Genomic DNA, 11,927 nt, shown 5'->3' on the forward strand with positions numbered 1-11,927 from the left:
TTCCTGAGTGTGCGTCGATCGTTAGTTTCCGGCAGGGAATCACGTTCGCTTAGTCGGCTAGGCCGGCGACGAAAAATCTCTCTGCCTTGAGCGAGAGAATCGCCTGCGGGAATCACCTCCCGCGCTCAAGCCACCGGCAGGTGGCGAAAGTGGATCGGTGCACGTCCGGTTACGCTTTCGGCAATCCTGAATCCCCGCAAGAGCCGCATTTTGCCAAAAAAGTGTCACGAATGTGTCGCAGGGCGCATGTCCAATTCTTTATTGGCTGGACCTAAGCCTCCGCAAAATCAGGGTTTTCTTAACAAAGCATAAAGGAAATCGAGGTCGGTTGCCCGACTTGTGTCCTTTCAGCAACAGAATGTCGGGAAGGCTCCCTCAAATCCCCCATCCGAGTAAGTTGGTGATTGCGTGACGGCTTCCGTCTTGTATTTTCAACCTCGGAAGCAAGGGCGACTGATCGTCCACTTCTTGAAACACGGGGATGGGGCAGGGAACGCTGCTCAGCGAAAGATCCCAAACCCGATCGAAACTTTGAATTGGAGGTCATTTATGAACATCAAGAGCCTTCTTCTCGGCTCCGCTGCTGCTCTCGCAGTAGTTTCCGGTGCTCAGGCTGCTGACGCTATCGTTGCTGCCGAACCGGAACCGGTTGAATATGTTCGCGTCTGCGACGCTTACGGCACCGGCTACTTCTACATCCCGGGCACTGAAACCTGCCTCAAGATCAACGGTTACATCCGTTTCCAGGTTAACGTTGGCGAAGACGTCGGCGGCGATTCGGATTGGGATGCTGTCACCCGCGGTCAGGTTCAGTTCACGGCCAAGAGCGATACCGAATATGGTCCGCTGACCGGCGTCATCGTCATGCAGTTCAATGCTGACAACGCCACGGTTCAGGCGTCCAAGCTCGACTCCGCTTACCTCGACATCGCCGGCTTCCGCGCCGGTCTGTTCTACAGCTGGTGGGACGATGGCCTCTCCGGCGAAACCGACGACATCGGCTCGGTCGTAACGCTCCACAACTCGATCCGCTATCAGTATGAAACCAGCGATTTCTACGCTGGTATCAGCGTCGATGAACTGGAAGACGGCGTTTATCAGGGTGACGTGGATCCCGTCACCGGCCTCCTTGTTCCGAACGATGGTCCGAACAATGTCGGCGTTGCCGTTGGTATCGGTGGCAAGGCTGGTGCCTTCAGCTACCAGGTCACTGCCGGCTGGGACGTCGACAACGAAGACGGCGCTGTCCGTGCAATGGGTACGGTTGACATCGGTCCCGGTACGCTCGGCCTCGCTGCTGTGTACTCTTCCGGCCCGAACTCCTACTACTCGACGGCTGAATGGGCAGTTGCTGCCGAATACGCCATCAAGGCAACCGACAAGCTGAAAATCACCCCGGGTGTTCAGTACTACGCCAACTACATCGGCGGTGCCAGCGCGTTTGAAACCGTTCCTACCGATTACGACGGTGCCGGTGATGCATGGAAGGTCGGTCTGACCGTTGATTACCAGATCGTCGACAACTTCTACGCCAAGGCTTCGGTTCAGTACCTCGATCCGGAAGATGCTGACGACTCCACGACGGGCTACTTCCGTCTGCAGCGTTCGTTCTAATCTGATCTGACTTCGGTCAATCAGGAAAGCCCGGCTCTCGAGCCGGGCTTTTTGTATTTGGGCGAGACTGGCACGTTGTGCCAGCTGACCAGTGTCGATGAGGTTATCGGCAGGTGGCGAGAAAAGTGCGAATTGCTGTGGGGATGTTATCGAGATACAGGAGCGGGGCATGGCCTTGCCCTTCGGCAGTATGTCGGATCAAGCCCGAATGCCGCCGCGCCATTTCGCCGGCGCTTTCCTGTGAAAGCAGCGACGTATTTTCGCCGCGGATCAGCATGAGTGGCAGCCGACTCAGGCTTTCGAATTGCCCCCAGAGATCAGGCAGCGGCTGGCTGAAATCGATCGATTTCAGTGCCTCCGCGATCGCTGGGTCGAAATCGGCGATCGGCCTTCCGCTGATATCGCGATAAAGGGCAAGCGCCATCTCGCGCCAGTCTTCCTCTGCAAGCGCGGTAAACGACGCGCTATGATTTTCCTTCAATAGATCGACTGCCTCGTTCCAGTCCGCTGGCTTCCTGCCGCTGTTGAGGTAATCGCGGATCCGTGCCAGCCCCTCAGCCTCGAGCACAGGTCCGATATCGTTGAGGATGACGGCTTCGAGAAGATCCGGCTGCGTCGCCGCGATCAGATGCAGGATCAGCCCGCCGCGCGACGTGCCGATGAAAATCGCCCGCTCAATGCCAAGCGCTGCGCAGGCGGCAATGACGTCGCCCGCCTCGACGGCGAGATTGTAGTTCGCCTTGTTGTCGTCCCATGCCGAGTTTCCCCGCCCGCGCGAATCGAGCGCGATCACCCTGCGCGGTGCTGTCATATCCCGGGAGAGAAGCAGCGCAAGCGGATGAAAATCCCGTGTATTGCGGGTCAGGCCGGGCAGGCAGATCACCGGCAGCCATCCGGCAGTTGCTGCCTGGTCGGGTGGGTAGTCGCGGGCACAAAGCCTCAGCCCATCAGAAGAAGTGAAAAATCGCTCCTGGAAACCACCTGCATCCGTATCCGGCATCACATCCCTCGAGACCTGTTTGACCCCGAAGATGTAACTTGCTTTTCAAGCCGCGCCAAACGGCTTCAAGAGGCGCTGCGTCCGCCGATCAGGTCACGCTCGATATCGGTGGGCTGGCCGAGGCGAGCCTTGTAAACTTCGTAATTCTCCATCACCCGCTGCACATAGTTGCGCGTTTCGGGGAAGGGGATGCGCTCGATCCAGTCGACGATCTCGTCGATCGGCCTGCCGCGCGGATCGCCGTAGCGGCCGATCCATTCCGGCACCCGCTTCGGCCCGGCATTATAGGCAATGAAGGTGAGGATATAGGAACCGCCGAAGGCGTCGATCTGCTCGCCGAGATAATGCGCACCGAGTGTCGCGTTATAGCCGGCATCGGCCGTCAGCTTGTCCTTGGAAAAGGCGATGTTATTGCGCTTGGCTACCGCCTGGGCCGTGCCCGGCAGAAGCTGCAGCAGGCCGCGCGCATTCGCCGCCGAAACGGCGGCCGGGTTGAAGGCGCTTTCCTGCCGGGCGATGGCATAGGCGAGTGCCTTGCCGGAGCCAGATATATTGGCGTTCGCCGGGATCACGCCGATCGGAAAGGCAAGCGCTGCGACATCGATGCCGCGCCCATAGGCGATCTTGCCGATTTGCAGCGACAGATGATGATCGCCGGATTGCTCGGCCTGTGCCGCAAGGACAGCCAGTTCACCGGGGCTTTGCAGTTGATCGGCGAGCGCGAGATAGAGAATGGCGGCCCGCCATCCATGGCCGGCGGCCTCCAGTCGGGCGATCGCCTGCACGGCTTCGCGTGCCTGGAAGCGTTGCCGGTCAGCCGTGCTCGGTGCAGGATAGGTGACATTAAGCGTCTTTCGCCCCAGCCTTTCCGCCGCGAGCTGGCCATAGAAGGTGCCGGGAAAATTCGCGGCCTTCGCATAGAATTCGCTGGATTTGCCGGGGCCTCCGGCCTCCGCTGCGCGTCCCAGCCAATACCAGGCGCGTGAGACCGAGATCGGCCCGTTTGAGGTATCGAGGATCTTGCGGAAGTGTTTTTCCGCCGTTGTCGGGTCCTGCAGGCCGCGAAGCGCGTACCATCCGGCGTGGAATTCAGCCTCGACGATATCCGTCGGGCTCGTTGCGGCGTAGTTTGCGACGATGCGATAGGCCGGCTTGAATTGTCCCTGGTCGACGAGACCACGGCTGACGATACGTTGCTCGTTCCACCATTCGCCGGAATTGACGAGTTCGCTACGCTCGGGCGGCATCTGCTCGAGAAGTGCTGCCGCCTCGGCATATTTGTCCTGTTTGCGCAGATATTCGATCCGCGCAAACAACAGCCCGGCATCGGCTCGCCACTTCGCATCGACGGCGTTGAGCAAGGCGCCGGCATTGCCGGCTTTGGCGTCAACGGCAGCCCAGGCCTTGTAGAGCGACTGGGCTTGGCCCATGTCGCCGAAGCGCTTGGCCTGCGCCACCCGGCCGCGATACATCAGATAGTCCATCCGCGCCTTATGGTCGGCGGGCGTCAACAGCGCGGAAAACTCGACGAGGATCTTGTCCTCGGTCGCCTTGTCGAGAGCCTCTCCTCGCCAGACTTTGCGGATATGTTTTGCCGCCTGCGCCTGCTTGCCTGATGCAACCAGCGCCCGGCCGAGGATGACGGCGCCCTGCATCGTCTCAGGCGCGGTATCGCCGAAGGCGGCAAGTATGGCGGAAGGGGCGGGATTTTCGTCATAGAGCGCGCGCTCGGAATAGGCGCGCAGCCGGGAAAGACCCGGCCAGCCCTTGAGCTCCTGCGCGGCGCTGGCGATTTCATAGGAGGGAACGCCCTTTAATCCGGAAACGGCAATCGCCCAGGTGAGGATATGCCGGTCGAGCGTAGCGTCGCGCATGCTGTCACGGATCGAAAGCGCCAGTTGCGGGTCCTTGTCGGAAAGCGCATCCAGGCCGGCTTTCAGGTCGCCGCTGACAGGCGCGATAGCCGGGTTGCGCGGAATGGCGCCCGTTGTCATCGATTCCGGTATGGCTGTCTCGGGAATGAAGCCGAGCGGCTTGACATCAGGCATAGGAGTGCTCTCGCCGGGAAGCGGCGACGCAACACTGCCCCACGCGGCGGCAACAAAGCCGAAGGCGGACAGAATCAGGACAGCTTTCTTCATCCGGGATCTCGCAACGAAAACACGCCCTGCCATTAGGCTAGAGGCATCTTAACGAAACCTTACCGTACCAGGTAAAATTCATTCACATCTGCTATCGGAATTTGCCCTAAACCGAACTCTACGCGCTTGTCGCGATGATTTCGGCGCTCTATGGTGCGCAACTCTTATTCATGGAATGCGGCCGAAGCAAGGATTTGGTCGTGAGGAGCTTTGCATGTTCAATGGGTCCATTCCCGCCCTCGTCACCCCCTTCACCGATGCCGGACTGATCGACGAAGATAGCTTCGCCGCGCATGTCGACTGGCAGATCAAGGAAGGCAGCGCCGGTCTCGTCCCGGTCGGCACGACGGGCGAATCCCCGACGCTGTCGCATGCCGAACACAAACGGGTGGTGGAACTCTGCATCGAAGTTGCCGCAAAGCGCGTTCCCGTCATGGCCGGCGCCGGCTCGAACAATACGCGGGAGGCGATCGAGCTGGCCCAGCATGCCGAAAAGGTCGGTGCGAACGCCGTTTTGGTCGTCACTCCCTATTACAACAAGCCGACGCAGAAGGGTTTGATCGCGCATTTTTCAGCCATCGCCGAGGCCGTCGATCTGCCGATCTATATCTATAATATCCCCGGCCGCTCGGTGGTCGACATGACGCCGGAAACGATGGGTGCGCTCGCCAAGGCGCACAAGAATATTGTCGGCGTCAAGGATGCAACGGGCAAGATCGAGCGCGTCTCCGAACAGCGCATCACCTGCGGCACGGATTTCAGGCAGCTGTCCGGAGAGGATGCGACGGCGCTCGGCTTCAACGCCCATGGCGGTGTCGGCTGTATTTCGGTAACCGCCAATGTCGCCCCGCGCCTCTGTGCCGACTTCCAGGCGGCGACACTGGCAGGCGACTATGCCCGCGCGCTGGAATTTCAGGATCGGCTGATGCCGCTGCACAAGGCGATCTTCCTTGAGCCGGGTCTTTGCGGTGCCAAATACGGGCTCTCCAAGCTTGGTCGGATGAGCCGCAACGTCCGCTCGCCGCTGCTTTCGACGCTGGAGCCGGCAACGGAATCAGCGATCGACGCCGCTATGCGCCATGCAGGCCTTTTGAACTGACGGGACCGGCCTTCTTCACAAGACGGGGTCTCTCCCTTACATAAAGGGCAAGAAATGAGGGCGCGGCTTTTCGCGCCCTAAAAAGAAATTGGAATGTCGTCATGGCCCCCAAAGGCAGCCAGCGCGTGGTGAACAAGGTCGTGGCCGAAAACCGCAAGGCCCGCTTCAACTACGAGATCATCGATACCTACGAGGCCGGCCTCGTGCTGATGGGCACAGAGGTCAAGGCGCTGCGCGAAGGCAAGGCCAATATCGCCGAATCCTACGCCTCGGATGAGGGCGGCGAGATCTGGCTGATCAATTCCTACTTGCCGGAATATCTGCAAGCCAACCGCTTCAATCACGAACCGCGCCGACGCCGCAAGCTGCTGCTGTCGGGCCGTGAAATCCATCGCCTGCGCTCGGCCATCAACCGCGAAGGCATGACGCTGATCCCATTGAAGATCTATTTCAACGATCGCGGTCGGGCGAAGATGGAGCTGGCGCTGGCCAAGGGCAAGAAATTGCACGACAAGCGCGAGTCGGAGAAGGAACGCGATTGGAATCGGCAGAAGAGCCGCCTGCTGAAGGATAGAGGCTGACCACGACGCCGTGGCTGACGATCACCAGTCCAATCCGGCCCTTATCGCGCGACTTCGAGACGCCCGACGAGATCAGTCTTCGAAATCGCTGGCCGGGGCGACTTCGGCCTGGCGTGGTGCCCGCTCCGAGGGATCGCGACCGATTTCAGCCTTTAGAGACAAGAGATCGATGAAATGATCGGCCTGACGGCGCAGGTCGTCGGCTATCATCGGCGGCTGGGTTGCCATGGTTGAGATCACCGAGACCTTGCGGCCTCTGCGCTGCAACGCCTCGACCAGGTTCGTGAAGTCGCCGTCGCCCGAGAAGATGACGAGATGATCGACCGTTTCGGACTGTTCCATCGCGTCGATCGCAAGCTCGATGTCCATGTTGCCCTTGATCTTTCGGCGACCCATGGAATCTGTGAATTCCTTGGCGGGCTTGGTGACGACTTTGTAGCCGTTGTAATCGAGCCAGTCGATCAGAGGCCGGATCGATGAATACTCCTGATCCTCGATCAGAGCGGTATAATAATATGCGCGCAGCAGGTATCCGCGTTTCTGGAATGCTTTCAAGAGCTTGCGGTAATCTATGTCAAATCCCAGGCTCTTGGATGCAGCGTAGAGGTTGGCGCCGTCAATGAAGAGTGCAATTTTTTCGCGTGGGTCAAACATCGCTTACCAATCCAATGAGAGTAATCGAAATTCGCAGGTGCCAAACTTCAATAAAAACAATAGCTTGTGTTTCGATTTCGATTTGATCCTTACTTTATGAATTATTCATATATGAAAGATTTAGGGCACGATTCGACATATTCCAAGCAACCTTCGGTGGAATTATGACATTCTCCATGGAAATCTAGCTCAGCCGCGGATAAAGACGAGGGGAGCCGGAATGAAAAACTTGTATTTGCCCGGTTTTAATTGTATCGGGCGTGCTAATCCCGAAATGACGACCGTAAAGGACAGGCAATGGCCCGTGTCACAGTTGAAGATTGCATCGACAAGGTGGAGAACCGCTTCGAGCTGGTTCTGCTCGCCAGCCACCGCGCCCGGCTGATTTCCCAGGGTGCCTCGATCACCATCGATCGTGACAATGACAAGAATCCCGTTGTGGCCCTGCGCGAAATCGCCGACGAGACGCTTTCGCCCGACGACCTCAAGGAAGATCTGATCCATTCGCTGCAGAAGCATGTCGAAGTCGACGAGCCCGAGCCCGATCCGGCGAGCATGATCGCCGCCGGCAGTGTCGCCGCAGCCGACAGCGAAGAGCAGGACGACCTGCCGGAGACGATCACTTTCGACCAGATGTCGGAAGAAGAGCTGCTTGCCGGCATCGAAGGCCTCGTGCCGCCGGAAAAGAGCGACGACTACTAAGCGCTTCGGCCGGATCCCCGGTCGCATCGGTTGAGTATGATCCTCCCGGTCGCATTGATGCGATCCGGAAAAATGCTTCATGCGATGCAAAAGAGCGACGATTACCAATCGTCAATCTTGCACCTTTATTGCTTAGGCATATTATTGCCCATGTGTGCGCCAATCGTTGATTGGCGCGCTTTTATTTTTATCGGAGTGGCTTTGGAATGATGCGGCAGTACGAGCTCGTGGAGCGGGTTCAGCAATACAAGCCCGATGCCAATGAAGCACTGCTGAACAAAGCCTATGTCTACGCCATGCAGAAGCACGGCCAGCAAAAACGCGCGAGCGGCGATCCCTATATTTCCCATCCGCTCGAGGTCGCTGCCATCCTCACCGACATGCACCTCGATGAATCGACGATCGCGGTTGCTCTGCTGCACGATACGATCGAGGATACGACGGCGACACGCGCCGAGATCGATGAACTCTTCGGCGAGGATATCGGCCGCCTGGTCGAGGGTCTGACGAAGATCAAGAAGCTCGATCTCGTCACCAAGAAGGCCAAGCAGGCGGAAAACCTGCGCAAGCTGTTGCTCGCCATTTCCGACGATGTGCGCGTGCTGCTCGTCAAGCTGGCCGATCGCCTGCACAATATGCGCACCCTCGATCACATGTCGGCCGACAAGCGTGCCCGCATTTCCGAGGAGACGATGGAAATCTATGCGCCGCTCGCCGGCCGCATGGGCATGCAGGACATGCGCGAGGAACTCGAGGAACTCTCCTTCCGGCATATGAACCCGGAAGCCTATGAGACCGTCACCAAAAGACTGGAAGAGCTTTCGAAGCGCAACGAGGGCATCGTCAAGAAGATCGAGGCCGAACTGCGCGATCTGCTGGTGGCAAGCGGCCTGACGAGCGCCTACGTCAAGGGCCGGCAGAAGAAGCCCTATTCGGTCTTCCGCAAGATGCAGTCGAAGTCGCTTTCGTTCGAGCAGCTTTCCGATGTCTACGGCTTCCGCCTGATCGTCGAGGATATCCCTTCCTGTTATCGGGCGCTCGGCATCGTCCACACGCGCTGGCGCGTCGTGCCCGGCCGCTTCAAGGACTATATCTCGACGCCGAAGCAGAACGATTACCGTTCGCTGCACACCACCATCGTCGGTCCTTCCAGCCAACGCATCGAACTGCAGATCCGCACCAAGCGCATGCACGAAATCGCCGAATTCGGCATCGCCGCCCACACACTCTATAAGGACGGCGCCACCAATGCCGATGGCGACATCCTTTCTCGCGAATCCAATGCCTATTCCTGGCTGCGCCATACGATCGAAGCCCTGGCCGAGGGTGACAGCCCGGAAGAATTCCTCGAGCACACCAAGCTCGAGCTGTTCCAGGATCAGGTTTTTTGCTTCACGCCGAAGGGCAAGCTGATTGCCTTGCCGCGTGGCGCCACCCCGATCGATTTCGCTTATGCGGTGCACACCAATATCGGCGATACCACCGTGGGCGCCAAGATCAACGGCCGTATCATGCCGCTGGTGACGCGGCTTGCCAATGGCGACGAGGTCGAGATCATCCGCTCCGGCGTGCAGGTTCCGCCCGCCGCCTGGGAGGAAATCGTCGTGACCGGCAAGGCGCGCGCCGCCATCCGCCGGGCCACCCGCATGGCGATCCGCAAGCAATATGCCGGCCTTGGCCATCGCATTCTCGAGCGCACCTTCAATAGGGCCGGCAAGATCTTCTCGCGTGAGGCGATGAAGCCGGCGCTGCACCGTCTTGGCCAGAAGGATGTCGAGGATGCGATCGCCGCCGTCGGTCGCGGCGAGATGTCCTCGCTCGACGTGCTGCGCGCCGTTTATCCAGATCATCAGGATGAGCGCGTCACCGTGAAGCCCTCCGGCGACGACGGTTGGTTCAACGTCCGCAGCGCTGCCGGCATGATCTTCAAGATCCCCGGCAAGACCAAGGCCGGGCACGACGGTGGCCATTCGGAAATCGACGCGGATGCCGATATCGGGCCGATCCGCGGACTGTCCGGCAATGTCGACGTCAAGTTCGCTCCAACCGGCGCCGTGCCCGGCGATCGCATCGTCGGCATCATGGATCAAGGCAAGGGCATCACCATCTATCCGATCCAGTCGCCGAGCCTGCAGCGCTTCGACGATCAGCCCGACCGCTGGATCGACGTTCGCTGGGATCTCGACGAAGCCAACAAGTCGCGTTTCATGGCGCGCATCATGGTGAATGGGCTGAATGAACCCGGCACGCTTGCCAAGGTCGCCCAGACGGTCGCAGGCCTCGACGTCAATATCCGCTTGCTGAACACAGTGCGGGTGGCTGCCGATTTCACCGAAATGATGCTCGAGGTCGAGGTCTGGGATCTGCGCCAGCTCAATCAGTTGCTCGCCCAGATGAAGGAACTGGATTGCATCGCCACGGTCCGGCGGCTCTACGAGTAAGCTTTTGTTAAGCCCCTCAGGGGTTTGGACGAAAAATTGCACATTTTATGATCTTGGCGGCGCATCAAAAAGGCAAGCAATGCGCACAGCGCATGGCTGTCTCCATGTTGCGGCGGTGGTAATTAACCTTTGCCGAGCCTATCTTCTGGTCTCGAAACGCAAACAGAAGATGAGACAAGGTAATGTTTGACCCTATCAAGAAATTCGCTCGCGCCTTTCGCGCTCCGACCACGCAGGAACGTGAAATGGCATATTTGAACGGCTCGCTCGATCGTATCGATCTCGAGTTTCGTCAGCGCCAGGTCGACCGCGGTCTGTTCCGCAATCGCTGATACTGAACTTAATACTTGAGGCGGGTGAGGGACGTTATGCATAACGGACGCCCCTCGGCATGAAGAAGTTCCTCTTCGCAGAGAGAACTGACGGGCTGTTTTTCGAGCGGTATCATTTGCCGCTCTTGTCATGGCGGTGTGCGCTGCACTAAATACCGGCCATGTTGTTTCGCCGTCGCAAACCTGCGGGATTCAAGGAAAAGATGCGGGAGCTTTTATGGCCTCGCAAGGGTTTCCTTCGCCCGATCCGTTACCTGACAATGCGCGTCCTGCGCCTGAGCGCTTCGCCGCATGCGGTTGCCGCCGGCGTCGCTGCGGGTGTCTTCGTCTCGTGGACGCCTTTCATCGGCGTGCATTTCGTCATGGCTTTCGTGATCACCTATTTCCTCTCCGGCAGCATGGTGGCCGCCGCCCTTGGTTGCGCCGCCTTCGGCAATCCGCTGACCTATCCCTTCATCTGGGGCATCACCTGGGAGATCGGACATCTGCTGTTGAGCCGCGAGGATCACCTGGCCGGTCAGACGGTGGATCTCGCCGCCCTTTTCCACAAGCTGAACTTCACTGAGCTATGGAAGCCGGTGCTGGAGCCGATGCTGGTCGGCGCCATTCCGCCGGCGGCCGTCACCTCCGTTGCGCTCTATGCGCTGACATTCTACACCGTGAAGGGTTTTCAGACGCGCCGCCATATACGGCTGATGGAGCGGGCGCGCCTGCGCCTTGCCGTTCCGGCCGGCGACATGCCGAGCATATGAACCCGATCAAGAATTCTTAAGCGACGGAAGGTTCCGGCATGATCATCGGCATTGGCAGCGATCTGATCGACATTCGCCGTATCGAGAAATCCATCGAGCGCTTCGGCGAGCGCTTCACCCATCGCTGCTTTACCGAGATCGAGCGCGCGCGTTCCGACCGCCGGGCAAACCGTGCCGAATCTTATGCCAAGCGTTTCGCCGCCAAGGAGGCCTGTTCCAAGGCACTCGGCACCGGCATAGCGCAGGGCGTCTTCTGGAAGGACATGGGCGTCGTCAACCTGCCAAGCGGCAAGCCGACCATGGTTTTATCAGGCGCGGCCGCCCTGATCCTCGAATCGCTGCTGCCCGCCGGCCACAGGCCCGCCATTCATTTGACAATAACGGATGATTATCCCTTGGCGCAGGCCTTCGTCATTATCGAGGCGTTGCCCGAGAGCCTCTGATCGTGACCGCCGGAGCGTTGATCGCGACCTCGGGAGCGTTGATCGCGACCTCGGGAGCGTTGATCGCGACCCCGGAAGCGTTGATCGCGACCCCGGAAGCGTTTGACGCGACCTCTCGTCGCTTTTGATGTTGTCGCCATTGCCGCAACCGGCCGAAGCCGCTAGAGA

Annotated in this window: 11 protein-coding genes; 8 read left to right on the top strand and 3 right to left on the bottom strand. The window is 59.2% G+C overall.

What is annotated here, in order from left to right; genetic code table 11:
- Positions 1 to 549: 549 nt before the first annotated feature.
- Entirely contained in the window at positions 550 to 1,614 is a 1,065-nt protein-coding gene (locus AB8B31_RS06130) for a porin (protein WP_115157013.1), read from the top strand.
- 103 nt (positions 1,615 to 1,717) lie between these two features.
- On the opposite strand, the gene AB8B31_RS06135 is transcribed toward AB8B31_RS06130, so the two are convergent.
- Together AB8B31_RS06135 and AB8B31_RS06140 are read right to left on the bottom strand one after the other, a co-directional pair.
- On the bottom strand, positions 1,718 to 2,614 hold the full coding sequence (locus tag AB8B31_RS06135; RefSeq protein WP_439007426.1) for an alpha/beta fold hydrolase: 897 nt from the start codon (positions 2,612 to 2,614) through the stop codon (positions 1,718 to 1,720).
- Between the two features lie 65 nt (positions 2,615 to 2,679).
- Complete coding sequence (locus tag AB8B31_RS06140) at positions 2,680 to 4,755, bottom strand: lytic transglycosylase domain-containing protein (RefSeq protein ID WP_115157011.1); 2,076 nt, start codon at positions 4,753 to 4,755, stop codon at positions 2,680 to 2,682.
- Between the two features lie 214 nt (positions 4,756 to 4,969).
- On the opposite strand from AB8B31_RS06140, the gene dapA reads away from it, so the two are divergent.
- The gene (gene dapA, locus AB8B31_RS06145; protein WP_018241393.1) at positions 4,970 to 5,854 is read left to right on the top strand and encodes a 4-hydroxy-tetrahydrodipicolinate synthase; all 885 of its coding nucleotides are present in this window, start codon (positions 4,970 to 4,972) and stop codon (positions 5,852 to 5,854) included.
- 101 nt (positions 5,855 to 5,955) lie between these two features.
- On the top strand, positions 5,956 to 6,435 hold the full coding sequence (gene smpB, locus AB8B31_RS06150; protein WP_018241394.1) for an SsrA-binding protein SmpB: 480 nt from the start codon (positions 5,956 to 5,958) through the stop codon (positions 6,433 to 6,435).
- 72 nt (positions 6,436 to 6,507) lie between these two features.
- Here the strand turns inward: smpB and AB8B31_RS06155 are convergent, their stop codons facing one another.
- Positions 6,508 to 7,089 carry a LabA-like NYN domain-containing protein gene (locus tag AB8B31_RS06155; RefSeq protein WP_018241395.1) on the bottom strand — a complete coding sequence of 194 codons (582 nt, stop codon included), beginning with the start codon at positions 7,087 to 7,089 and terminating at the stop codon, positions 6,508 to 6,510.
- Between the two features lie 297 nt (positions 7,090 to 7,386).
- Between AB8B31_RS06155 and rpoZ the strand changes: the two genes are divergently transcribed.
- The 5 genes from rpoZ (at position 7,387) to acpS (ending at position 11,759) form a co-directional block, all read left to right on the top strand.
- On the top strand, positions 7,387 to 7,791 hold the full coding sequence (gene rpoZ / locus AB8B31_RS06160) for a DNA-directed RNA polymerase subunit omega (protein WP_018241396.1): 405 nt from the start codon (positions 7,387 to 7,389) through the stop codon (positions 7,789 to 7,791).
- Positions 7,792 to 7,997: 206 nt separating this feature from the next.
- Complete coding sequence (locus AB8B31_RS06165; RefSeq protein WP_018070607.1) at positions 7,998 to 10,232, top strand: RelA/SpoT family protein; 2,235 nt, start codon at positions 7,998 to 8,000, stop codon at positions 10,230 to 10,232.
- Between the two features lie 182 nt (positions 10,233 to 10,414).
- Entirely contained in the window at positions 10,415 to 10,564 is a 150-nt protein-coding gene (locus tag AB8B31_RS06170) for a DUF3563 family protein (RefSeq protein ID WP_003558084.1), read from the top strand.
- A 161-nt stretch (positions 10,565 to 10,725) separates the two neighbouring features.
- Entirely contained in the window at positions 10,726 to 11,316 is a 591-nt protein-coding gene (locus AB8B31_RS06175) for a DUF2062 domain-containing protein (RefSeq protein WP_018241397.1), read from the top strand.
- A gap of 38 nt (positions 11,317 to 11,354) precedes the next feature.
- Complete coding sequence (gene acpS / locus AB8B31_RS06180) at positions 11,355 to 11,759, top strand: holo-ACP synthase (RefSeq protein ID WP_018241398.1); 405 nt, start codon at positions 11,355 to 11,357, stop codon at positions 11,757 to 11,759.
- The last annotated feature ends 168 nt before the right edge of the window (positions 11,760 to 11,927 follow it).

This window comes from Rhizobium sp. 62_C5_N11_2 (assembly GCF_051811185.1).
GTDB lineage: Bacteria > Pseudomonadota > Alphaproteobacteria > Rhizobiales > Rhizobiaceae > Rhizobium > Rhizobium leguminosarum.

What these genes read in the sequence shown, in the direction of transcription:
- acpS (WP_018241398.1), top strand. Translation starts at nt 11,355, where the DNA reads ATGATCATCGGCATTGGCAGCGATCTGATCGACATTCGCCGTATCGAG.
- AB8B31_RS06140 (WP_115157011.1), bottom strand. Translation starts at nt 4,755, where the DNA reads ATGAAGAAAGCTGTCCTGATTCTGTCCGCCTTCGGCTTTGTTGCCGCC.
- AB8B31_RS06155 (WP_018241395.1), bottom strand. Translation starts at nt 7,089, where the DNA reads ATGTTTGACCCACGCGAAAAAATTGCACTCTTCATTGACGGCGCCAAC.
- AB8B31_RS06165 (WP_018070607.1), top strand. Translation starts at nt 7,998, where the DNA reads ATGATGCGGCAGTACGAGCTCGTGGAGCGGGTTCAGCAATACAAGCCC.
- rpoZ (WP_018241396.1), top strand. Translation starts at nt 7,387, where the DNA reads ATGGCCCGTGTCACAGTTGAAGATTGCATCGACAAGGTGGAGAACCGC.
- AB8B31_RS06135 (WP_439007426.1), bottom strand. Translation starts at nt 2,614, where the DNA reads ATGCCGGATACGGATGCAGGTGGTTTCCAGGAGCGATTTTTCACTTCT.
- dapA (WP_018241393.1), top strand. Translation starts at nt 4,970, where the DNA reads ATGTTCAATGGGTCCATTCCCGCCCTCGTCACCCCCTTCACCGATGCC.
- AB8B31_RS06170 (WP_003558084.1), top strand. Translation starts at nt 10,415, where the DNA reads ATGTTTGACCCTATCAAGAAATTCGCTCGCGCCTTTCGCGCTCCGACC.
- AB8B31_RS06130 (WP_115157013.1), top strand. Translation starts at nt 550, where the DNA reads ATGAACATCAAGAGCCTTCTTCTCGGCTCCGCTGCTGCTCTCGCAGTA.
- smpB (WP_018241394.1), top strand. Translation starts at nt 5,956, where the DNA reads ATGGCCCCCAAAGGCAGCCAGCGCGTGGTGAACAAGGTCGTGGCCGAA.
- AB8B31_RS06175 (WP_018241397.1), top strand. Translation starts at nt 10,726, where the DNA reads ATGTTGTTTCGCCGTCGCAAACCTGCGGGATTCAAGGAAAAGATGCGG.